Annotated in this window: 18 protein-coding genes; 8 read left to right on the top strand and 10 right to left on the bottom strand. The window is 71.3% G+C overall.

From position 1 onward, the window contains the following. Window positions 1-16: 16 nt before the first annotated feature. The 5 genes from ACZ6SA_RS29980 to ACZ6SA_RS29960 form a co-directional block, all read right to left on the bottom strand. Entirely contained in the window at window positions 17-781 is a 765-nt protein-coding gene (locus ACZ6SA_RS29980) for a hypothetical protein (protein ID WP_465831837.1), read from the bottom strand. Next, window positions 778-1,677 carry an ATP-binding cassette domain-containing protein gene (locus ACZ6SA_RS29975; RefSeq protein ID WP_465831835.1) on the bottom strand — a complete coding sequence of 300 codons (900 nt, stop codon included), beginning with the start codon at window positions 1,675-1,677 and terminating at the stop codon, window positions 778-780. The genes ACZ6SA_RS29980 and ACZ6SA_RS29975 overlap by 4 nt, the downstream gene beginning before the upstream one ends. A 123-nt stretch (window positions 1,678-1,800) precedes the next feature. Continuing rightward, window positions 1,801-2,298 (bottom strand): HIT family protein, encoded by a 498-nt coding sequence (locus ACZ6SA_RS29970; RefSeq protein WP_347645419.1) that lies wholly within the window; start codon window positions 2,296-2,298, stop codon window positions 1,801-1,803. A 16-nt stretch (window positions 2,299-2,314) separates the two neighbouring features. After that, complete coding sequence (locus tag ACZ6SA_RS29965; protein WP_465831832.1) at window positions 2,315-3,502, bottom strand: MFS transporter; 1,188 nt, start codon at window positions 3,500-3,502, stop codon at window positions 2,315-2,317. A 363-nt stretch (window positions 3,503-3,865) separates the two neighbouring features. Next, a complete protein-coding gene (locus ACZ6SA_RS29960; RefSeq protein WP_347618462.1) occupies window positions 3,866-4,378 on the bottom strand; it encodes a TetR/AcrR family transcriptional regulator in 513 nt (170 codons plus the stop codon). A gap of 99 nt (window positions 4,379-4,477) precedes the next feature. Between ACZ6SA_RS29960 and ACZ6SA_RS29955 the strand changes: the two genes are divergently transcribed. Further along, window positions 4,478-5,662 carry a cysteine desulfurase family protein gene (locus ACZ6SA_RS29955; protein WP_465831905.1) on the top strand — a complete coding sequence of 395 codons (1,185 nt, stop codon included), beginning with the start codon at window positions 4,478-4,480 and terminating at the stop codon, window positions 5,660-5,662. Window positions 5,663-5,677: 15 nt separating this feature from the next. On the opposite strand, the gene ACZ6SA_RS29950 is transcribed toward ACZ6SA_RS29955, so the two are convergent. Next, window positions 5,678-6,730 (bottom strand): DUF695 domain-containing protein, encoded by a 1,053-nt coding sequence (locus tag ACZ6SA_RS29950; RefSeq protein ID WP_465831830.1) that lies wholly within the window; start codon window positions 6,728-6,730, stop codon window positions 5,678-5,680. A gap of 79 nt (window positions 6,731-6,809) precedes the next feature. On the opposite strand from ACZ6SA_RS29950, the gene mnmA reads away from it, so the two are divergent. After that, window positions 6,810-7,868 carry a tRNA 2-thiouridine(34) synthase MnmA gene (gene mnmA / locus ACZ6SA_RS29945; RefSeq protein WP_465831828.1) on the top strand — a complete coding sequence of 353 codons (1,059 nt, stop codon included), beginning with the start codon at window positions 6,810-6,812 and terminating at the stop codon, window positions 7,866-7,868. On the opposite strand, the gene ACZ6SA_RS29940 is transcribed toward mnmA, so the two are convergent. After that, complete coding sequence (locus tag ACZ6SA_RS29940; protein WP_465831826.1) at window positions 7,861-8,493, bottom strand: MBL fold metallo-hydrolase; 633 nt, start codon at window positions 8,491-8,493, stop codon at window positions 7,861-7,863. The genes mnmA and ACZ6SA_RS29940 overlap by 8 nt on opposite strands. A gap of 24 nt (window positions 8,494-8,517) precedes the next feature. On the opposite strand from ACZ6SA_RS29940, the gene ACZ6SA_RS29935 reads away from it, so the two are divergent. The 6 genes from ACZ6SA_RS29935 to gatB all read left to right on the top strand — a co-directional run bounded on the left by ACZ6SA_RS29935 (window position 8,518) and on the right by gatB (window position 18,096). Next, window positions 8,518-9,516: a methionine synthase gene (locus ACZ6SA_RS29935; RefSeq protein WP_465831824.1), complete on the top strand. Its 999-nt coding sequence runs from the start codon at window positions 8,518-8,520 to the stop codon at window positions 9,514-9,516. 196 nt (window positions 9,517-9,712) lie between these two features. After that, entirely contained in the window at window positions 9,713-11,902 is a 2,190-nt protein-coding gene (gene ligA / locus ACZ6SA_RS29930; protein WP_465831822.1) for an NAD-dependent DNA ligase LigA, read from the top strand. 599 nt (window positions 11,903-12,501) lie between these two features. Further along, on the top strand, window positions 12,502-14,574 hold the full coding sequence (locus tag ACZ6SA_RS29925; protein WP_347645406.1) for a putative bifunctional diguanylate cyclase/phosphodiesterase: 2,073 nt from the start codon (window positions 12,502-12,504) through the stop codon (window positions 14,572-14,574). Window positions 14,575-14,819: 245 nt separating this feature from the next. Then, window positions 14,820-15,119 carry an Asp-tRNA(Asn)/Glu-tRNA(Gln) amidotransferase subunit GatC gene (gene gatC, locus ACZ6SA_RS29920; protein WP_132595391.1) on the top strand — a complete coding sequence of 100 codons (300 nt, stop codon included), beginning with the start codon at window positions 14,820-14,822 and terminating at the stop codon, window positions 15,117-15,119. Continuing rightward, window positions 15,116-16,606, top strand: a complete 1,491-nt coding sequence (gene gatA / locus ACZ6SA_RS29915; protein WP_347774827.1) for an Asp-tRNA(Asn)/Glu-tRNA(Gln) amidotransferase subunit GatA — start codon at window positions 15,116-15,118, stop codon at window positions 16,604-16,606. Before gatC ends, gatA begins: the two co-directional genes overlap by 4 nt. Window positions 16,607-16,608: 2 nt before the next feature. Beyond that, window positions 16,609-18,096: an Asp-tRNA(Asn)/Glu-tRNA(Gln) amidotransferase subunit GatB gene (gatB, locus tag ACZ6SA_RS29910; RefSeq protein WP_347645545.1), complete on the top strand. Its 1,488-nt coding sequence runs from the start codon at window positions 16,609-16,611 to the stop codon at window positions 18,094-18,096. Between the two features lie 146 nt (window positions 18,097-18,242). On the opposite strand, the gene ACZ6SA_RS29905 is transcribed toward gatB, so the two are convergent. The 3 genes from ACZ6SA_RS29905 to ACZ6SA_RS29895 are packed head-to-tail and all read right to left on the bottom strand — an operon-like array spanning window position 18,243 to window position 21,217. Then, complete coding sequence (locus ACZ6SA_RS29905; protein WP_347645403.1) at window positions 18,243-19,763, bottom strand: tripartite tricarboxylate transporter permease; 1,521 nt, start codon at window positions 19,761-19,763, stop codon at window positions 18,243-18,245. After that, a complete protein-coding gene (locus ACZ6SA_RS29900; protein ID WP_465831818.1) occupies window positions 19,764-20,249 on the bottom strand; it encodes a tripartite tricarboxylate transporter TctB family protein in 486 nt (161 codons plus the stop codon). Continuing rightward, window positions 20,249-21,217 carry a Bug family tripartite tricarboxylate transporter substrate binding protein gene (locus ACZ6SA_RS29895; protein WP_347645399.1) on the bottom strand — a complete coding sequence of 323 codons (969 nt, stop codon included), beginning with the start codon at window positions 21,215-21,217 and terminating at the stop codon, window positions 20,249-20,251. Before ACZ6SA_RS29895 ends, ACZ6SA_RS29900 begins: the two co-directional genes overlap by 1 nt. Window positions 21,218-21,232 lie beyond the last annotated feature (15 nt).

The following is a 21,232-nucleotide window of genomic DNA, read 5'->3' as shown; positions in this document are numbered from 1 at the left end:
CTCCTACCGTCGCCGGTCAGGCATCGTGGCTCCTGAAGTGTACGAACGCCGCGGCCAGCATGGCCGCCACGAACCCGGCCGGCAGCCCGAACCCCGCCCACGCCGGCAACGGCGCCGTCCCCAGGGCAGCCCCGAAGGCGGCCGCGTTGGGCCAGTAGACGCTGAGGAAGCCGCTCACGAAGTCGGGCGCGACCGAGGCGAGCATGGGGAGCAGCAGGAAGGTGGTGCTGACGTTGACGGCGGGGGCCGTGCCGCGCAGCAGGAAACCCAGCGCCAGCCCGAACAACGCCAGCGCCGTCAGCACGAGCGGCCCGGTCAGCAACATCCGCAGCACCGCCGGCTGCCCCGGCGTCAGGTACGGCGCCCCGCCCGCAGCCAGCGTGCTCTGGCTGGTCACGTACATCAGCCACACCGCCGCCACGCTCACCGGCAACGTAGTCAGCACCGTCAGCCCCGCCTTGGCGGCGAGCAGGTGGCCGCGCCTGCCCACGGCGGCCAGGCTGGCCCGCATGGTGCCCGCTCCGTACTCCGACGAGGCGACCAGCACGCCCAGCGCCGCGATCAGCAGCTGCACGATGTACAGCCCGCGCATGCTCTGCTCCAGCGGCTCGAAGTCGAGCCGCTCCTGCGCCGTGGCCGCCGCGTAGTCCGCGGCGGTGGCGTTGCCGAACAACCACCCGAGCGCCGCCGCGACGGCGACGCTCGCCGCCGCCAGCACCATCGTGGCCCTGATGCTGCTGAACTTCGTCCACTCCGCCCTGAGGATCCCGGCATCGATCATCGGGCCGCACCGTACTCGACGCTGTCGCGGGTGAGCTCCATGAACGTGTCCTCGAGAGACACCCGCCGCTGGGTGAGCTCGAACAACGCCACGCCCTCCGCAGCCGCGAGACGGCCCACGTCGGGCGCGGTCATGCCGGTGACCAGCAGCTCGTCGTCGTCACCCGGCTGCACGTGCGCCCCCGACAACTCCAGCCGCCGGGAGAAGGCGGCGGTCTCCGGCGTACGCAGGAGCACGGTCGAGCCGGTCTGGGTGAACTCGCCGATCTCCCCCTCGGCGATGAGCCGGCCCTTCCCGATGATCACCAGCCGGTCGGCGGTCACCGCCATCTCGCTCATCAGGTGGCTGGAGACCAGCACCGTACGCCCCTCCGCGGCCAGAGCGCGGATCAGCGCGCGGATCCACCGGACCCCTTCGGGATCGAGGCCGTTGACCGGCTCGTCGAGCACCACCACCGGCGGGTCGCCGAGCAGCGCGGCGGCCAGGCCCAGCCGCTGGCTCATGCCCAGCGAGAACCCGCCCGCCTTCCTGCCCGCCACGTCGGCGAGCCCGACCAGGTCGAGCACCTCGGTGACCCGGCCGGCCGGGATGGAGTTGCTCTGCGCCAGATAGAGCAGGTGCTTGTACGGGGTGCGCTGCGGATGCACGGCCTGCGCCTCCAGCAGCGACCCGATCACGCGCAACGGGCTCGGCAGCTCGTGGTGCGGGCGGCCGTCGACCGTGGCCGAGCCCGACGTGGGCAGGTCGAGGCCGAGGATCATGCGCAGGGTCGTGGTCTTGCCCGCGCCGTTCGGACCGAGGAAACCGGTGACGAGGCCGGGCCGTACGGTGACGGTGAGATCGTCCACGGCGGCCACGTCACCGTAGCGTTTGGTCAGTGCGTTGAGCTGAATCATGCCACCCAGCCTGCGGTGCCTGGTTGGAGGCGTTCTGAGCGAATCTGTGAGTTCTCTGTGAGCGGGGGCGCCGCCACGTGCGGGCGTGCGGCGCCCCCGCCGGGATCCACAGAGAACTCCCAGTCACTCCAGCGCCCTCCTGAGGCGGGCGGCCAGCTCCTCGGCCTGCTCCCGCGTCCACGGGATCGTGCCGTTCTCCGACATGAGCGCGTGATACTGCTGCTCGTCGTAAGGCGTGCCGGGCGGGAGCGGGGCCACGTGCCAGTGCAGGTGGGCGTTGCCCTGCTGGCTGCCCAGCGACAGCACGTACGTCCGCTCCGACGGCACCACCGACTCCACGGCCAGCGCCACCTTCCTGACCACCCGCATGAGCTCGAGGTAGGCGTCCTCGCCGAGGTCGCGCACGACGTGCTCGATGTGCCGTTTGGGGCTCACCAGCAGGTAGCCGGGCATGGTGGGGTAGCGGGCCAGGAAGGCCAGGTGGTGGTCGTCCTCGTAGACGATCTGCTCGGTGGTGTAGGCGGGGTCTCCGGCGACGATGGCGCAGATGAAGCAGGGGCTCGACTTCACCCGGGCCACGTACGCCTCGACGTCGAAGGGCACGCTGCGATCAAGGCTCACCGTACGAGCCTGCCACTCAGGCGGCGGCTTCGGCGGGTTCCCTGACGGGCAGCGGGGTGGCCGGAGCGGGCTCCTCGCGCGGGAGCAGGCGGGAGGCCAGCGCGATCAGCACGCCCAGGACGACCGCGACGCCGAGCGCGGTGCGCAGGGAGGTGGCGTCCGACAGGAATCCGATCACCACGGGCCCGAGCAGCAGGCCCGCGTACCCCATGGCCCCGGCCTGGGCGATCGCCGGCCCCGGGGTGCGCGTCGCGGTGCCGGCCAGCGACAGAGTCAGAGGCGAGATCGTCGCCACGCCCAGGCCGACGAAGAACATCGCCGCCACCGCCACCAGCGCCGCGGGCGCGACCAGCACGACCGCGAAGAACCCGGCCGTCGCCACCCCGGAGACGGTCAGCATGCCGCGCACCCCGAACCTGGCCCGCAGGCGGTCGCCGGTCAGCCGGGCGGCCAGCATGCCGGTCTCGAAGACGGGGTAGCCGAGCGCCGCCAGGGCCTCGGGGGCGCCGAGCTCGTTACGCATGTAGAGGCCGTTCCAGTCAGCGACCGTGCCCTCGACCATGAACGCGAAGAACATGATCGCGCCGAGCAGGTAGACGACCGGCGGCATGCGGCGCCGGCCCGCCGGCTCCGTGCCGGTGGACGGGGGCTCGGGCAGGTGTGTACGGCCGATCAGCACGGCCACGGGCAGCGCGACCAGGCCGACCAGCGCCACGTTGGCGGTGAACGGCAGACCGGCGGCGATGGCCAGGCTGCCCAGGGCCCCGGCGGAGATGGCGCCGACGCACCAGCCGGCGTGCATGCCGTTCATCAGCGGCCGGCCGTGGGCCCGTTCGACGGTGGAGCCCTGGGCGTTCATGGCGACGTCCATGACGCCGAAGGCCATGCCGAAGAGCGCCACGGCCGCCAGCAGCAGCGGCAGGTCGGGGGCGAGGGCCACGGCCACCAGGCTGAGTGCCGTCAGCGGGCCGCTGATCCGCAGAACCGCCCTGCTGCCCGCGCGCGCCATGACGCGCCGCATGGACTGCATGGTCACCAGGGCGCCCAGGCCCCACACCAGCAGGATCGTCCCGACCATGGCCTCGGACAGGGCCAGCTTGTCGGTCAGGGCAGGGATGCGCACGGTCATCGTGCCCACCATCAGGCCGGCAAGGACAAAGGTGAGGACCGCCCCGTAACGGGCGCCCCTCAGCTCGCGGGTCATAGGGCCACACCTCTCACAAAGTTCGTTGTCTTCAGCGGTCCGGACGCGCGGGCGTCCGGGCAGGGGAGGGTGAGCGGGCTCGCTCACCGCAGGGGGAAGACCCCGGCTCGATCGGCCCGGGAGAGGGCCGTGAGCAGGGGCCGGGGTTCGGCGCGGCTCGGAAGGATCCGCGCGAGGGCCGGATCGGGGAGCCCGCCCGGATGAACAGGGCGGATGATCAGGGCGGATGATCCGGGCGGAGGGCCGGCTCGGGGTTCCGGGCGGGCCGGGTTCGGGGCTTCGCGCGGGAGATCCGGGCTCGGACTTCGCGTGGAGATCCGGGCGAGGGCCGGCCGTCCGGGGAGCCGGGCGGCCGAGGACGGCTCAGGCGGGAGGTTTGAGCAGCGCCCTGAGGCGGCCCTCCAGAGCCTGGAGATCGTCTTCCGTGTTGAGCTCCGGATCGTGGCTCGCCACGTCCCAGAGCCCCTCACACGCCAGTCGCACGATCTGCGCCGCCACCGGGTCGGGCTCCTCGCCCAGCTCCTCGCGATGCCATCGGGTCATCGCCTCGCGCAGCGGCGCGAGCAGGAACAGGTTGCCCGACGCTCCGGTGACGACCGCCCATCGTCGCAACCTGCCCGACCGTACGGAGGCCAGGGTCGCGCCCAGGTAGCGACCGGTGTAGGTCTGGTCGGGCTGGGCGGCCATGAGCTCGTCGAAGTCGTCGATCAGGCGCTCCACCATGCCCTTGATCAGGGCTTCCTTGGAGGCGTAGTGATAGAGCAGGCCGCCCTTGCTGACGCCCGCCCGGTCCGCCACCGCGGCCAGGGTGAGCGCGGTCGAACCCTGGTCGCAGAGGAGCTCCTCCGCCGCGTCCAAAAGCTCGTCCTTTCGCATGCCGCTTACTGTACCGTCCGGACGGTACAGTAGCAAACGAGATACCCTGGACTCGTGACCAGACCGTCGGCCTATCTCGATCATGCGGCGACCGCCCCGATGCTGCCCGAAGCGATCGAGGCCATGACGGTTCAACTCCAACAGGTCGGAAACGCTTCCTCGCTGCACGGCGCCGGGCGCCGGATGCGCAGGGTGGTCGAGGAGTCACGCGAGGCGATCGCCGACGCGCTCGGGGCGCGGCCCAGCGAGGTCGTGTTCACCTCGGGCGGCACCGAGGCCGACAACCTCGCCATCAAGGGCCTCTACTGGGCGCGCCGCCCCCGCAGGCGCGTGCTGATCAGCTCCGTGGAGCACCACGCCGTGCTCGACCCGGCCCAGTGGCTGGCCGACAGCCAGGGCGCGGAGATCGAGCTGCTGGAGGCCGACGCGTACGGCCGCGTCCATCCCGAGACCCTGCGCGCCACCATCGAACGCGACCCCGACAGCGTGGCCATGGTCAGCGTCATGTGGGCCAACAACGAGGTCGGCACCGTCCAGCCGGTGCACGCCCTGGCCGCCGTCGCCCGCGAGCACGGCATCCCGTTCCACACCGACGCCGTCCAGGCGGTGGGGCAGCTGCCCGTGTCGTTCGCCGCGTCGGGCGTCGACGCGCTCACGCTGACCGGCCACAAGATCGGCGGCCCGATGGGCGTCGGCGCGCTGCTGCTGGCCAGAGGGCTGACGCCGGTCTCCGTGCAGCACGGCGGAGGGCAGGAACGCGACGTGCGCTCCGGCACGCTCGACGCCCCCGCCATCGCGGGGCTCGCCGCCGCCGTCAGCACTGCCGTCAAGGAGCAGGAGGCTCTGGGGCGCCGCCTGGCGTCGCTGCGCGACGAGCTGATCGAGCGCGTACACGCGGCCGTCCCCGACGTCGTGCTCAACGGCGATCCCGACGTACGCGAGACGACCTCCGCGCAAACCCCCCAGACCGAACGGCGAGGGACCCCTCCGGCTTCACCGGGGCGGCTGCCGGGCAACGCGCATTTCTCCTTCCCCGGCTGCGAGGGCGACGCGTTGCTCATGCTGCTCGACGCCAAGGGCGTGGAGTGCTCGACCGGCTCGGCCTGCTCGGCCGGCGTCTCCCAGCCGTCGCACGTGCTGCTGGCGATGGGGGCCGACGCGGCGGCGGCGCGCGGCTCGCTCAGGTTCACCCTGGGGCACACCTCGACCCGCGACGACGTCGACCGCCTGATCGAAGTGCTGCCCGCCGCGGTCGAACGCGCCCGCCGCGCCGGCCTCGGCTGACCGGCCGCCGTGGCGTCAGGTGAGGAACGGCGCCGCGGCGGTCCAACCCGGGTCGGCGGTCACGTCGACGCGGGGCTCGCCCTCCTCCCAGCCCACGATCAGCTCCTTGGCGTGGATCGCGGCGTCGCCGGTCGGGTCGGCGTACACGTGGATGATCCGGTGCCCCTCCGTGCTCAGGTGGGCGGCCAGCACCGCGTCGTCGCCCAGCTTGAGCAGGCGGGCCACCAGGCGCTCCTCGAAGTCTCGCAGCGCCTCCAGCGAGCCGTCGACCGGCAGGCCGTTCTCGTCGCGATGCGCGTACGGCAGCGTGATCGCGATGTGCTGGTCGCAGAGCGGATGGTCGACGGGGCGCAGCGGGTGGCGGACCGTGGCGACGAGCGGCGCGCCGGTCGCGGTCTGCCCCTGCAGCAGCACCCACTCCTCCTCCGCGTAGCCGGAGGCCACGTCGGCGACCACGGCCGGCAGGTGCATGGCGGCCACGGCGTCGATCGGCTGGAACGTGGCCGGCGTGATCTCGCCCACCCACCTGGCGACGTCGTCCTCGCCGAGCAGCCAGTCGAGGGCCAGCAGCGTGGCCTCCATCCGGGTGTCCTCGTCGAGCTCGGCGAAGATCGGGTGGTAGGCGGCCACGTCGACCCTCGGCTGGTTGCGCGGCACCCGCAGCCCGAGCATCAGCTTGTCGAGCGCGAACGCGTAACCGCCCACCTCGATGGCGAGCTCCGCCGCCTGCGGATTGGCCTGCCGCGACGGATGAAACTCCCACAGCAGATCGGCGGCCGGCGCGGCCCTGGCCCAGCGGTGGGCGAGCGGGCGCAGCTCGGCGTCGCCCGCCGCGGTCACCACGAGGGCGTGCGCCGCCTCCTTGCCGGGCGCCACCTCCCAGACCAGCTCGGGATGGACGGCGGCGACCGCCGGCGCCAGCCACTCCTCCAGCCCCGCGGCCTCGCCCTCGGCCACCAGCGAGTCGAGCCGCGGCCTGGTCTCCTGCCACCACGTCCAGAACCCGGCGATGGCCTCGTCCTGCCCGCCGGCCTCTTCCTCATCGTCCTTGCGCCCGAACAGTCGCATGCGCTGAATCCTCGCAGACCCCGGCCCCGATCGTGCACATGGCCGCGCACTCCCGTACGGACAGTACGCTGAGAAGGTCATGGGACTGCGTGTGCTTGCCGCCATGTCGGGCGGCGTCGACTCCGCCGTGGCCGCCGCTCGGATCGCCGAGGCCGGTCACGACGTCACTGGTGTGCACCTCGCTCTGTCGGCCAACCCCCAATCCCACCGCACGGGTGCCCGGGGCTGCTGCACGATCGAGGACTCTCGCGACGCGCGGCGTGCCGCCGACGTGATCGGCATCCCCTTCTACATCTGGGACATGGCAGAGCGGTTCCAGCGCGACGTGATCGAGGACTTCGTGTCCGAATACGCCGCTGGCCGCACGCCCAACCCGTGCCTGCGCTGCAACGAGAAGATCAAGTTCTCCGCGGTGCTCGACCGGGCGCTGGCCCTGGGCTTCGACGCGGTCGCCACCGGCCACCACGCCAGGCTGGCCGACGGTGTCCTGTCCAGGAGCGCCGACCAGGGCAAAGACCAGTCCTACGTGCTCGGGGTGCTCACCCGCGAGCAGCTCGGCCACGCCATCTTCCCCCTGGGCGACTCGACCAAGGCCGAGGTGCGCGAGGAGGCCGCGCGGCGCGGGCTGATGGTCGCCGACAAGCCCGACAGCCACGACATCTGCTTCATCGCCGACGGCGACACCCGCGGCTTCCTGTCGAAGCGGCTCGGCGCGGAGGAGGGGCCCATCGTCGACCAGAGCGGCGCCGTCGTCGGCAGCCACCAGGGCGCTCACGGTTTCACGATCGGCCAACGCAAGGGCCTGCGCATCGACCGCCCGGCCTCCGACGGCAGGCCACGCTACGTCCTGTCGATCGAGCCGGTCTCCAACACCGTCACGGTGGGGCCGCGCGCGGCGCTCGAGGTCACCTCGATCACCTGCGGCGACCCGGTCTGGAACGGCCCGTCCCGCTTCGACGACCTGACCGTGCAGCTGCGGGCCCACGGAGAGGTCTACGGCTGCCGGTTCGAGGAGACCGGCGGCGGGCTCCGCGTCGACCTCGACCGCCCGGCCACGGGAGTTGCGGCGGGGCAGGCCGCCGTCCTCTATTCCGGCGCCACGGTGATCGGCTCGGCGACGATCCTCTCCGCTAGCTGAGGGTGACCGACTCGCCGACCCCCATACGACGGATCTCGGCGCCCTGCTTGTCGGCCTCCACCTTGAGCCAGTTGTCCACCACCGCGAGACCCCTGTCGTTGATCAGGCCGTCATGGGTGGAGAACGCCCGTCCCGGGCGCACCTCGCGCAGATATCCGACCATCTCCACGAGCTTCAGCCAGGGTGCGTTGGTGGGCACCAGCAGCGTCGGCACGTCCACCCCGGGCACGGTCAGGGCGTCACCGGGGTAGAAGAGCGCGTCGTCGAGCATGAAGCCGACGTTCTGCACGATCGGAATGTCCGGATGGTTCAGCGCGTGCCACTCGCCGAACACCTTCACCCCGAAACCGGCCGTCTCGAAGGCGTCGCCATGTCGTACGACCTGCACCTTGGCCGGCACGTCCGCCAGCTCGGCGGCGACAGCCTCGCACGTCCAGATCTCCAGGTCGGGCGAGGCCGCCCTCAGCTTGCCGACGTCGACGTGGTCGAAGTGCTCGTGGGTGATGAGGACGGCGTCCGCGCCCTCCAGAACGGGGCCCTCGCTGAACGTGCCCGGGTCGATGACCAGGACCTTGCCGTCCTTCTCCACGCGTACGCACGCGTGCTCGAATTTACTGATCTTCATACGGCAGAGCCTACGCTTGTCCCCATGTCTACTGTGCCCACGTGGCAAGCCACCGGGATCGGCTCACATCCCGGCGAGGACCATCTCGAGGCGATCAGGGTCGTCCTCGGCGAGGTGCCCGGGCTGCCCTACCTGCCAGAGCTGCCCGCCCGAGGCGTCGGCGCCGACATGGTCGGGCGCACGGCGGGGCTGCTCGTCGACCTGCCGGTCGAGGTGCAGCCGTCCGGCTGGCGGCTGAGCGACCGGCCGGGGCGCGACCACCAGCGGTCCCTCGACCATATGCGCCGCGATCTCGACGGGCTGGAGGAGATCGCCCACGACTACTCCGGTCCGCTCAAGCTGCAGGCGTGCGGTCCGTGGACGCTGGCCGGCGCGATCGAGCTGAAGCACGGCGACAAGATGCTCTCCGACGCGGGGGCCGTACGCGATCTGACGGCGTCCCTCGCGCAGGGGGTCGCCGACCACTGCGCGGAGGTGCGGCGGCGGCTGCCAGGGGTGACGGAGATCGTGTTGCAGCTCGACGAGCCCGGGCTGCCGGGGGTGCTGGCCGGCACGGTGCCGACCGCCTCGGGGTTCGGGCGGCTGGCCGCGGTGGAGGGATGGCGGGTGGAGGAGTCGCTGCGGCTCTTCGACGCCCCCGTGGTGCACTGCTGCGCGCCCTCGGTGCCTCTCGGCCTGCTGCGGTCGGCGGGGGTGCGGGGGGTCTCCGTCGACGCCGCCCTGCTGCGGCGCAGGGACGACGATGCGCTGGGCGAGCTTTTCGAGGCCGGGATGGTGCTGTTCATGGGCGTGGTGCCGGGCAGGGATGCCCGGCTGCCCGACCCTGGCGTGGTCGCCGAACCCGCGGTGGGGTTGTGGCGGCGGCTGGGGTTCGCGCCCGACAGGCTGGCGGCGCAGGTCGTGCTGACGCCGGCGTGCGGGCTCGCGGGTGCGACGCCGAGGTACGCCAGGGCCGCCCTGGCCGCGTGCGCGAAAGCCGCCCAGGTGCTCAGGGACGATCCCGCGAACGGGCAAGCCGGCTGACCGGCCTTTTGGCTCACGTGGCGTTCCTGGACGGAGGGCGAGGTGCGCCGCGGAAGTTTCACGCGAAGGCCCCACAAAGCTCTCCACCTGCGAGAGCGTCCGATCTCATGGCCGCCGGGAGCACGTGCGCCGGCGGCCTTTTCTGTCAGTGCTGAGCGGTAGCGTTTGCTCAGAATGCTGGACGGAAGGAGAGGCCGTGGGCGAGCCATCCACTGAGGTCGCCGGGGTGCCGGTGCCCGCGCTGAAGCGGCATGCCGAGCTGAGCGAGCTGGTCGACGAGGCTCGCTGGCGCTACTACGTGCTCGACCAGCCCACGGTCAGCGACGCCCAGTTCGACGAGTGGTTCAGAGAGCTGCTGGCGCTGGAGGAGGAGCATCCCTCGCTCCAGACGCCAGGCTCGCCCACCCAGCAGGTGGGGGCGCCGGTCAGCGGCGACTTCGCCAAGGTTCGCCACCTGGCCAGGATGGAGAGCCTCGACAACGCCTTCAACGACGCCGACATGGCGGCCTGGCAGGTGCGCGCCGAGCGGCTGGCCGAAGGAGATCCGGGCCCCTTCCTGTGCGAGCTGAAGATCGACGGGCTCGCGATCGCCCTGGTCTACCGCGACGGCAGGCTGGAGCGCGCCGCCACCAGGGGTGACGGGCGCACGGGTGACGACGTGACGGCCAACGTGCGCACCATCAAGGGCGTCCCCCACCGGCTCAAGGGCGACGACGTGCCGAGCCTGGTCGAGGTGCGCGGCGAGGTCTACATCCCGGTCGAAGACTTCAAGAAGCTCAACGAGCAGCTCGTCGAGCAGGGCAAGCCGCCGTTCGCCAACCCGCGCAACTCCGCGGCCGGCACGCTGCGGCAGAAGGACCCGCGCATCACGGCGCAGCGCCCGCTGCGCATGCTGGTGCACGGCGTCGGCGTCTGGGAGGGAGCGACGGAGCCGCGGGCGCAGTCGGAGGTCTACGACCGGCTGCGCGAGTTCGGGCTGCCGGTCAGCGACCTCTACCAGGTGCTGCCGGGCCTCACCGAGATCAACGAGTTCATCGAGCACTACCGCGCGCACCGCCACGATCCGCCCTATGAGATCGACGGGGTGGTCGTCAAGGTCGACGACTTCCGCACGCAGCGTGAGCTCGGCTCCACCTCGCGCGCTCCGCGCTGGGCGATCGCCTTCAAATATCCGCCGCAGGAGGTCAACACCAAGCTGCTCGACATCCAGGTGGGCGTCGGGCGCACCGGCCGCGTCACCCCCTATGGCGTGATGGAGCCGGTCGTGGTGTCGGGCTCGACCGTCGAGCGCGCCACGCTCCACAACGCCGCCGTCGTGGCCAAGAAGGGCGTGCTCATCGGCGACACCGTGGTGTTGCGCAAGGCGGGCGACGTCATCCCCGAGATCGTCGGGCCGGTGGCGGCGCTGCGCGACGGGTCCGAGCGGGAGTTCGTCATGCCCACGCACTGCCCGGAGTGCGGCACCGCGCTGGCTTACGAGAAGGAGGGCGACGCCGACCTGCGCTGCCCCAACGCGCGCGGTTGCCCCGCCCAGATGCGCGAGCGCATTTATTTCGCGGCCGGGCGGCGCGCGCTCGACATCGACGGCCTCGGCTATGTCGCGGCCACGGCGCTCACCCAGCCGCTCCCGCCGCAGCAGCCGGTGGTGCGCACCGAGGCCGACCTGTTCGACCTGACGCTCGACCAGCTGATCCCGATCAGGTCGGTGGTCCGCGATCCCGACACCGGCCTGCCCAAGATCGACCCGAAGACGGGGGAGCAGAAGGTCGTCTCCTTCTTCTCCAACATCAACGGCGAGCCCAGCCAGAACGCGCTGCAGCTCATCGAGGAGCTCGAGCGGGCCAAGCAGGTGCCGCTCGCGCAGGTGCTGGTCGCCCTGTCGATCAGGCACATCGGCCCGCCCACGGCGCGTGCCCTGGCCGACGCCATGAGGTCGATCGACGCGATCATGAACGCCTCGGAGGAAGAGCTGGCCGCGGTCGAGGGCATCGGGCCCCGGGTGGCGGCCACGATCCGGGAGTGGTTCGCGGTCGACTGGCACCGCGCGATCATCGACCGGTGGCGCGCGGCCGGGGTCCGCATGGAGGACGAGCCGGCCCCCGAGAAGGGCCCGCAGACGCTGCAGGGGATGACGTTCGTGGTCACGGGCACGCTGGAGGGCCACACCCGCGACTCGGCCGCCGCCGAGCTGACCGGCAGGGGCGGGAAGGTCGCGTCGTCGGTGTCGAAGAAGACGTCGTTCCTGATCGCGGGTGACAACGCTGGGTCGAAATATGACAAGGCGGTCAGCCTGGGCGTGCCGATCCTCGACAGCGCGGGCTTCGAGATCCTCCTGAACGAAGGCCCGGAGGCGGCCACCGGGGCCGCGATCACCCCCGAGCCCTGACCCTCACGCGTTGACGCGGGTCCATGGGCTCGCACGGGCACGGTTGGCCGGCACGGGCGAGGCCGGTTCTTCCGGGCACGGTTGGTCCATACGGGCGGGGTCGGTTCGCATGGGCTCGGGTAATTCATGCGAACCCGGTCGGTTCTGGACCCGTCGAGGATCGTTCGCACGGGCGGTCAGTTCGTACGGGTGGGACCCGGTTCGTACGGGTGGTTCGTTCGTGCGGGTGGTCCGTTCGTAGGGATGGGGTTCATGCGGGTGGGTCCGGTTTGTGCGGGAGTGGTTGGCTCGTGTGAGAGCGGTCGGTTCGCGAGGGCTCGTGCGCGGGTGGCGACCGCGGTTCCGGCATGGGTGAGGGTCGTTTCGCACCGGCTGCTGTAGGGCGACCGCGCTCCGGCGGATGACCGTGTTCCGTGATGGGGTCTCGCATGCGGTCCTGGGGGTGGCGCGGGGAGACCGCAGCGTGCATGGTGTGCTACCCAGGGTGTTTTCTGGGTATATGTCGGAAAGGAGAAGTGACGGAACGTACGCGCTTGGTTTCGCGAAGTGGGGTAAAGGTCGTACCCTCCCATAGTGACCTAATGGGGGTTCTGTTACCGATGACTGACCCAACCGACACCCGCGACACCGGCCCACGCGCCGGCACGCCGCTGTGGGCGTTTCTCGCGGGCATCACCGTGATCGGGTTCACCGCACTCGTGGTGGCCATGCTCAGGCTCGACATGTCCGAGCTGGTGGAGGTCGCCCGCACACCGCTGTTCTGGGTGCTGGCCGTGCTGGTGGTCCTGGGCGAGCTGCGGCCCGTCATGGTCTCCTCGGCGGCGGCCGTGGGCGGCACCTACCCCTCCACCATGTTCACGTTCGCCGTGCTCCTGCACTTCGGGCTGCCCGCCGCGGTGCTGATGCAGGGGGTCGCGGTGGCCATGAACGGCGTGGTGACGCGCAAGTCGTGGCATCGGGTCATGTTCAACATCGCGCAGTCGACCCTCGCGCTCACCGCCGCGGGTGTGGTGCTGGGCACGTTCGGCATCGTGCCGAGCCCGGCCCTGCCGTGGGTGCCGGGCGGCGGTAACCTGCTGGCGATCGGGCTGGCGGGGATCGCCTACTTCGCGACCAGGGCGACTCTCGTGTGCAGTGCGGTCGCGCTGCACGAACGGCGCTCGCTCACCCGGGTGCTGAAGGCCACCGTCGGCCCGCAGAGCCTCGTCTACGCCGGCCTGCTCGGCCTGGCGCCTCTGGTCGTCGTGGTCATGAACCATTCGCCGGGGCTGGTGCCGCTCTTCGTGGCGCCCCTGGCCGCCGTCTACTTCACCGCCACGCTCTCCATGCGCCGCGACCACCAGGCCATGCACGACGAGCTGACCGGCCTGCCCAACCGCAAGCTGCTCATCGTCAGCACGGAGGAGGCGCTCGCCGAGGCCAGGCAGGACGACCGGGTCGGCCTGTTCCTGCTCGACCTCGACCGGTTCAAGGAGGTCAACGACACGATGGGCCACCCGGTGGGCGACCGCCTGTTGCAGATGGTCGCGCACCGCCTCACCCACTCCGTACGCCCGGGAGACGTGGTCGCGAGGCTGGGCGGCGACGAGTTCGCCGTGCTGCTGCCCTCGATCAGGGACACCCACGCGGCCAGGGAGGTCGCGGCCAGGCTGCGTGCGGCGCTGACCGAGCCGGTGCGCCTGGAGGGCATGACCTTCGACGTGGACGGCTCCGTCGGCATCGCGCTCTACCCCGATCACGCCCCCGACTTCGAGCTGCTGCTCCAGCGCGCCGACGTGGCGATGTACCTCGCCAAGGAGGGCCGTACGGGAGTGGAGCTCTACCAGCCCGACAAGGACAGGAACTCGCCGGAGCGCCTGAGCCTCCTCGGCGACCTGCGCCGCGCCATCGACAACCGCGAGCTGCGCCTGCACTACCAGCCCAAGGTCAGTCTCGGCACCGGCGCGGTCCTGGGCGTCGAGGCGCTGCTGCGCTGGCGCCACCCGGCGCACGGGCCGATCCCGCCGTCCGATTTCGTCCCGCTGGCCGAGCAGTCCTACCTGATGCGCCAGCTGACCGCGTACGTCATCGACGAGGCGCTGGAGCAGGCCGCCCACTGGTGGCACACGGATCTGCGGGTGCAGATCTCGGTCAACATCTCCGCCCGTGACCTGCTCGACTCCGCGCTGCCCGAGCGGCTGGAGGTGGGGCTGGCGAAATACGGCCTGCCGCCCGCGGCCATCCAGCTGGAGGTGACCGAGCGCATCCTGACCGGCGACCAGGCCTACACCCAGGAGACCATCAAGGCGCTGGCCACGCTCGGCGTCCCGCTGGCCATCGACGACTTCGGCACCGGCTACTCCTCGCTGATCAGGCTCCAGCGCCTGGCGGTGTCGGAGGTCAAGATCGACGCCTCGTTCGTCCGCAGGATCGCCGAGTCGGAGGACGACGAAAGGATCGTGCGCTCGATCGTCGACCTGGTGCGCTCGCTCGGCCTGCGTTCGGTGGCCGAGGGGGTCGAGTCCGACGAGGTGGCCATCCGCCTGGCGGACATGGGGTGCGACGTGGGGCAGGGGTGGTTGTTCTGCGAGCCCATGCCGGCCGCCGACGCCGCGACCTGGCTGCGCGACCACGCGGAGGCGGTGCCGAAGGTCGATTTCGGCTACGCGCCCGAGGTGACCAGGACCGCGTGACCTGGCGGAACGCAGACCCGGTCCGGCTCCCGTGCCGACCTGCTACGGCGGCGCCGCGTTCGATGCGGCCCCGGCGGGGGAGGGCGAGGTGCGCGGGGTGGGGCCGCGGGAGTTGTACGGGTGAAGCCGCGCTCGCGCAGCCGGGAGCGGTGTTGCCAGGGTGTTAACCGTTCGGGCGTGCTTCGTCAAGCCCTCTAGGATGGCAGTGTCCAAAGACTCCATCCACGAAACGGGTTCAACGACTCATGTCCGCCATAACCCGCGACGAGGTCGCACACCTGGCCCGGTTGTCCAGGCTGGCGCTCACCGGTGACGAACTCGACCACTACGCCACCCAACTCGATGCCATCATCGAAGCGGTCGCGAAGGTGGCCGAGGTCGCCGCCGAGGATGTGCCGCCATCGTCGCACGCGCTTCCGCTGACCAATGTCTTCCGTGCCGACGAGGTGCGACAGTCCCTGACGCCCGAGCTGGCGCTGGCCGGTGCTCCCGCCGTCGAGGACGACCGATTCCGGGTGCCGCGCATCCTCGGGGAGGAGGCATGAGCCTGATCCGCAAGACCGCTGCCGAGCTGGGCTCGATGATCGCCGCGGGGGAGGTGTCGTCGGTCGAGGTGGCCGAGGCGCACCTCGACCGCATGGCCGAGGTGGAGCCCAAGGTCAAGGCTTTCCTCCACGTCGACCGCGAGACGACGATCGAGCAGGCGCGGGCCGTCGACACCAGGCTCAGGGCCGGTGAGAAGCTCGGGCCGCTGGCCGGGGTGCCGATCGCGCACAAAGACATCTTCACCACGCGCGACATGCCGACGACGGCCGCGTCCAAGATCCTCGAAGGCTGGCGTCCGCCCTACGACGCGACCGTCACCAAGCGGCTGCGCGAGGCGGGGCTGGTGATTCTCGGCAAGACCAACCTCGACGAGTTCGCCATGGGCTCCTCGACGGAAAACTCCGCCTTCCACACGACGCGCAACCCGTGGGATCTGGCGAAGGTGCCGGGCGGTTCCTCCGGTGGTTCGAGCGCGGCCGTGGCGGCCTACGAGGCGCCGCTGTCGACGGGCACCGACACGGGCGGTTCGATCCGGCAGCCGGCCTCGGTGACCGGCATCGTGGGGATGAAGCCGACTTATGGTGGCTCGTCCCGTTACGGGCTGATCGCGTTCGCGAGCTCGCTCGACACGCCGGGGCCGTTCGCCCGCACCGTGCTCGACGCGGCGCTGTTGCAGGAGGCGTTCTCCGGGCACGACCCGATGGACTCCACCTCCATCGACGCGCCCGTGCCTTCGGTGGTCGAGGCGGCCCGGCACGCCGACGTCGCCGGCATGCGGATCGGCGTGGTCAAGGAGCTCGGCGGTGACGGCTACCAGCCGGGCGTGCTGGCCCGCTACAACGAGGCCGTGCAACTCCTCGAGTCGCTCGGGGCCAAGGTCGTCGAGGTCTCGTGCCCGTCGTTCACCACCGCCCTCTACGCGTACTACCTGATCGCGCCGTCGGAGTGCTCGTCCAACCTGGCGCGCTTCGACGCGATGCGTTACGGCCTGCGCGTCGGTGACGACGGCACCCGCAGCGCCGAGGAGGTCATGGCGCTGACCAGGGCCGCCGGGTTCGGACCCGAGGTCAAGCGGCGCATCATGCTCGGCACGTACGCGCTGTCGAGCGGCTACTACGACGCCTACTACGGCCAGGCACAGAAGGTGCGCACGGTCATCTCCCGCGAGTTCGAGGCCGCCTACCAGCAGGTCGACGTGCTGGTGTCGCCGACCACGCCGACCACGGCGTTCGCGATCGGCGAGCGCGTCGACGACCCGATGGCGATGTACCTCGCCGACCTGTGCACCATCCCGTCCAACCTGGCCGGCAACGCGGCCATCTCGGTGCCGTGCGGGCTGGCCGAGGAAGACGGTCTGCCGGTGGGCCTGCAGATCATGGCGCCCGTGCTGGCCGACGACCGCTGCTACCGCGTCGGCGCCGCCGTGGAGCAGGCCCTGGAGAGCCGCTGGGGCGGCCCGTTGCTGAAGGAGGCTCCGTCGCTATGACCATGGTCTATGACGAAGCGCTCGACAAGTTCGAGCCGGTGCTCGGCCTGGAGACGCACGTCGAGCTGGGCACCAGGTCGAAGATGTTCTGCGGCTGCAAGACGACGTTCGGCGCTCCGCCCAACACGCAGGTCTGCCCGACCTGCCTGGCGCTGCCCGGCGCGCTGCCGACGGCCAACACCATGGCCATCGAGTCGACGATCCGCATCGGCCTGGCACTGAACTGCTCGATCGCCGAGTGGTGCCGCTTCGCCCGGAAAAACTACTTTTATCCGGACATGCCGAAGAACTACCAGATCTCACAGTACGACGAGCCGCTCTGCTTCGACGGCTACGTCGACGTCGAGGTCGACGGCAACACCGTGCGGATCGAGATCGAGCGCGTGCACCTGGAGGAGGACACCGGCAAGTCCACCCACGTGGGCGGCGCCACCGGCCGCATTCACGGGGCCGACTACTCGATCGTCGACTACAACCGGGCCGGCATCCCGCTCGTCGAGATCGTGACCAAGCCCATCCCGGGCACCGACCGGCTCGCGCCGGAGGTGGCCAGGGCCTACGTCACCGAGCTGCGCGAGATCATGCGCTCGCTCGGCGTCTCCGACGTGCGCATGGAGGAGGGCTCGCTGCGCTGCGACGTCAACGTCTCGCTCATGCCGCGTGGCGCGTCCGAGTGGGGCACCCGCACCGAGACGAAGAACGTCAACTCGCTGCGCAGCGTCGAGCGGGCCGTCCGCAGCGAGATCGAGCGGCAGGCGGGCGTCCTCACCGACGGCGGGAAGATCGTCCAGGAGACCCGCCACTTCCACGAGGACACCGGCACCACCACGTCCGGCAGGTCCAAGGAGGAGGCGCAGGACTACCGCTACTTCCCCGAGCCCGACCTGGTGCCGATCGCGCCCGACCCGGCCTGGGTGGCCGAGCTGAAGGCGGCGCTGCCCGAGCTGCCGTCGGTCAGGCGCAAGCGGCTGCAGTCCGACTGGGGTCTGTCCGACTTCGACATGCAGGCCATGCACAACGCCGACGCGATCGACCTGGTCGAGGCCACGGTCGCGGCGGGGGCCCCGCCCGCCGACGCGCGCAAGTGGTGGATGGGCGAGCTGGCGCGGCGCGCCAACGAGACCGCCACCCCGCTGGCCGACCTGCCCATCACGCCGGCCGACATCGCCCGCGTGACCGAGCTGGTCGCCTCGGGCGCGCTCAACGACAAGCTGGCGCGCGAGGTGCTCGAAGGCGTGCTGGCCGGCGAGGGCACGCCCGACGAGGTGGTGGAGAAGCGCGGGCTGCAGATCGTCAACGACGAGGGCGAGCTGTCCGCGATCATCGACCAGGTGCTGGCCGACAACGCCGACGCGGCCGACAAGGTGCGCTCCGGCAAGATCGCCGCGGCCGGTGCGCTGGTGGGCGGCGTGATGCGGGCCAGCAAGGGCAAGGCCGACGCGGCCCGCGCCCGCCAGCTGATCCTGGAGAAACTCGGCGTCTCCGAATAACCGGGCCTCTCACGGCCGCCGGGGCCCCGCCGTTCCACCGGCGGGGCCCCGGCGCGTGCGGGGGTGACCGGGACGGCCCGGTGCGGCCGGTGGGTGCCGGTCTTCCCGGTCGGCCCGGTCACCGGTGCACGGCGGGTGGCGTACGGTCACTCGTCGCGGGACGGCGGGGCCGTCTCGACGCTACGCCGGGCCAGCGCCTTCCTCAGCAGCGGCGTGAGCAGGGCGAGGAGCGCCAGCACCAGCAGCACGACCGCGATCGGGCTGCCCACCAGCACGCTCGCGTCCCCCGCGCCGATGGCCAGCGCCCTGCGGAGCTGGATCTCCGCCATCGGGCCCAGAATCATGCCGATCACCGCGGGGGCGACCGGCAGGCCGAAGCGCCGCATGGCGTAGCCGAGCAGGCCGAGCACATAGAGCACGAACAGGTCCACCACGGTGCCGTTGACGGCGTAGACCCCGAGCGCGGCGAAGAGGATGATCCCGGCGTACAGGTACGGGCGGGGGATCCGCAGCACGCGCGCCCACAAGGGCGCCATGGGCAGATTGAGCACCAGCAGCATCGCGTTGCCGATGAACAGCGAGGCGATCATGCCCCACACCAGCGCGGGGTTGTGGTCGAACAGCTGCGGGCCGGGCTGGAGCCCGTACTGCTGGAAGGCGGCCAGCAGGATCGCGGCCGTGGCCGACGTCGGCAGGCCCAGCGTGAGCAGCGGGACCAGGGTGCCGGCGGCGGAGGCGTTGTTGGCCGCCTCGGGGCCGGCGACGCCCTCGATCGCGCCCTTGCCGTACTCCTCGCGGGCCACGCCGCGCGCCAGGCGCTTCTCGGCCGCGTACGACAGGAAGGTGGGGATCTCCGCGCCTCCGCCGGGCAGCGCGCCGAACGGGAAGCCCAGCGCGGTGCCGCGCAGCCAGGGCAGCCAGGAGCGTCCCCAGTCGGAGCGGCCCATCCACGCCCGGCCCACGGGCACCACCTCGGGCATGGCGTGGCGCAGCCGCGAGGCCACGTAGAGGGACTCGCCGAGCGCGAACAACCCGACCGCCACGATCACCACGTCGATGCCGTCGAGCAGCTGCGGGATGCCCAGCGTGAGCCGTGCCTGGCCGGTCTGCTGGTCGATGCCGATCAGCCCGATCACCAGGCCGAGCCCCAGGGACGCCAGGCCGCGTACGACCGAACGGGACAACACGGATGAGACGGCGGTGAACGCGAGGACGGCCAGCGCGAAGTAGTCCTCGGGGCCGAACGAGATCGCGAAGCTCACCACGGCGGGTGCCGCCACGACCAGCAGCGCGGTCGCGATGGTCCCGGCCACGAACGAGCCGATGGCCGCCGTGGCCAGCGCCTGGGCGGCCCGGCCCCGCCTGGCCATCTTGTTGCCCTCCAGGGCCGTGATCATGGAGGCGGACTCGCCCGGCGTGTTGAGCAGGATGGAGGTGGTGGAGCCGCCGTACATGCCGCCGTAGTAGATGCCGGCGAACATGATGAACGCGCTGGCCGGCGGCACCGTGAACGTGATCGGCAGCAGCAGCGCCACGGTCATCGCGGGCCCGATGCCGGGCAGCACGCCGACGAGCGTGCCGAGCGTGACGCCGATGAGCGCGTACATGAGGTTGACCGGGGTGAGCGCGGCGGCGAAGCCGTCGAGGAGGAGCTGCAGCGACTCCACCTAGATCACCCCCGTCAGCGGCCCGCCGGGCAGCGACACGCCGAGCCCTTTGACGAACAGCAGGTACGTGCTGATCGCCACGACCACCGCGATCACGGCGGCGCGCGTTCTGTGCTCGGCGCCGAGCACCACGGCGAGGCCGAAGAAGAGCAGGCTCGCCCCGATGATCCAGCCGAGCACGTTCAGCAGCGCGCTGAACGCCAGGAAGATCCCGCTGACCAGCCCGACGCTGCGCCAGTCTGCGGGCGCGTCGGCGTCGACGTCCTCGCTCTCCTCGGGGTCGCCCCGCCCGCCGCGTACGACGTCGGCCACGTAGAACAGGCCGATGAGCACCATGGCGCCGCCCACCAGCATGGGGAAGAAGCGCGGCCCGAGGCCGAGCTGGGAGGCCGCGGCGGAGACGTCGAGCGTCCCGACCACGACGAGCACGCCCAGCGCCAGCACGACGAGCGCCAGCCCGAGCTCGGGCCGCCACCAGCGGGCCATCAGGAGACGAGCCCCATTTCGGCGATGATCGCCTTGACCCTGGTCTGCTCGGCGGCCAGGTAGTCGGCGAACTGCTGTCCCGTCTGGAACGAGTCGATCCAGCCGTTCTTGGCCACCGCGTCCTTCCACGGCTGCGCGTCGTGCATCTTGGTGACCAGGTCGGTCAGCGCCTTCTTGTCGGCGTCGGAGAGCTCGGCAGGGGCGACGAAGCCGCGCCAGTTGGCCAGCTCGACGTCGAGCCCGGCCTCCTTCAGCGTGGGAGCGTCGAGGTCCGGCAGCCGCTCGCCGGAGGTGACGCCCAGCGCGCGCAGCTTGCCCGACTTCACGTGCTCGGCGAACTCGGCCACGCCGGAGATGCCCGCGCTCACCTTGTTGCCGAGCAGCTCGTTGAGCGCCTCGCCGCCGCCCGAGTGGGCGATGTAGTTGACCTGCTTGGGGTCGATGCCCGCGGCCTTGGCCATCAGACCGGCCACGATGTGGTCGGTGCCGCCCGCGGAGCCGCCGGAGATGGACACCTTCGACGGGTCCGCCTTCCAGGCCGCCACCATGTCGTCCAGCGTCTTGTACGGCGACGCGGCCGGCACGACGACGATCTCGTACTCCTCGGTCAGCTTGGCGATGGGCGTGGTCTCCGCCAGCGTGACCTTCGACTTGTTCTGCTCGATGGCGCCGACCATGACCAGGCCCATGGTCATCAGCAGGTTGCCGTTGCCCTTCTCGCCGGCGAGCTGGGCCAGGCCGATCGTGCCTCCGGCGCCGGGCACGTTGTACACCTCGACCTTGCGCTGCGGGTCGGCCGCTTTGATGGCCTGCTCGGCGATGCGGGAGGTCTGGTCCCAGCCGCCCCCGGGCGCGGCCGGGGCCATGATCCGCAACGGCGAGCTCGCGGAGGTGCCCGCCGTCTCGCCACAGCCGGTCAGTGCGCCAAGGGAGATGGCCGCGAGGGCGGCGAATACGCGCAAGCGCATGATCACTCCAAGAAG

The organism is Nonomuraea sp. NPDC049378 (assembly GCF_055586745.1).
This window is presented reverse-complemented; position numbering and strand designations above follow the sequence as displayed.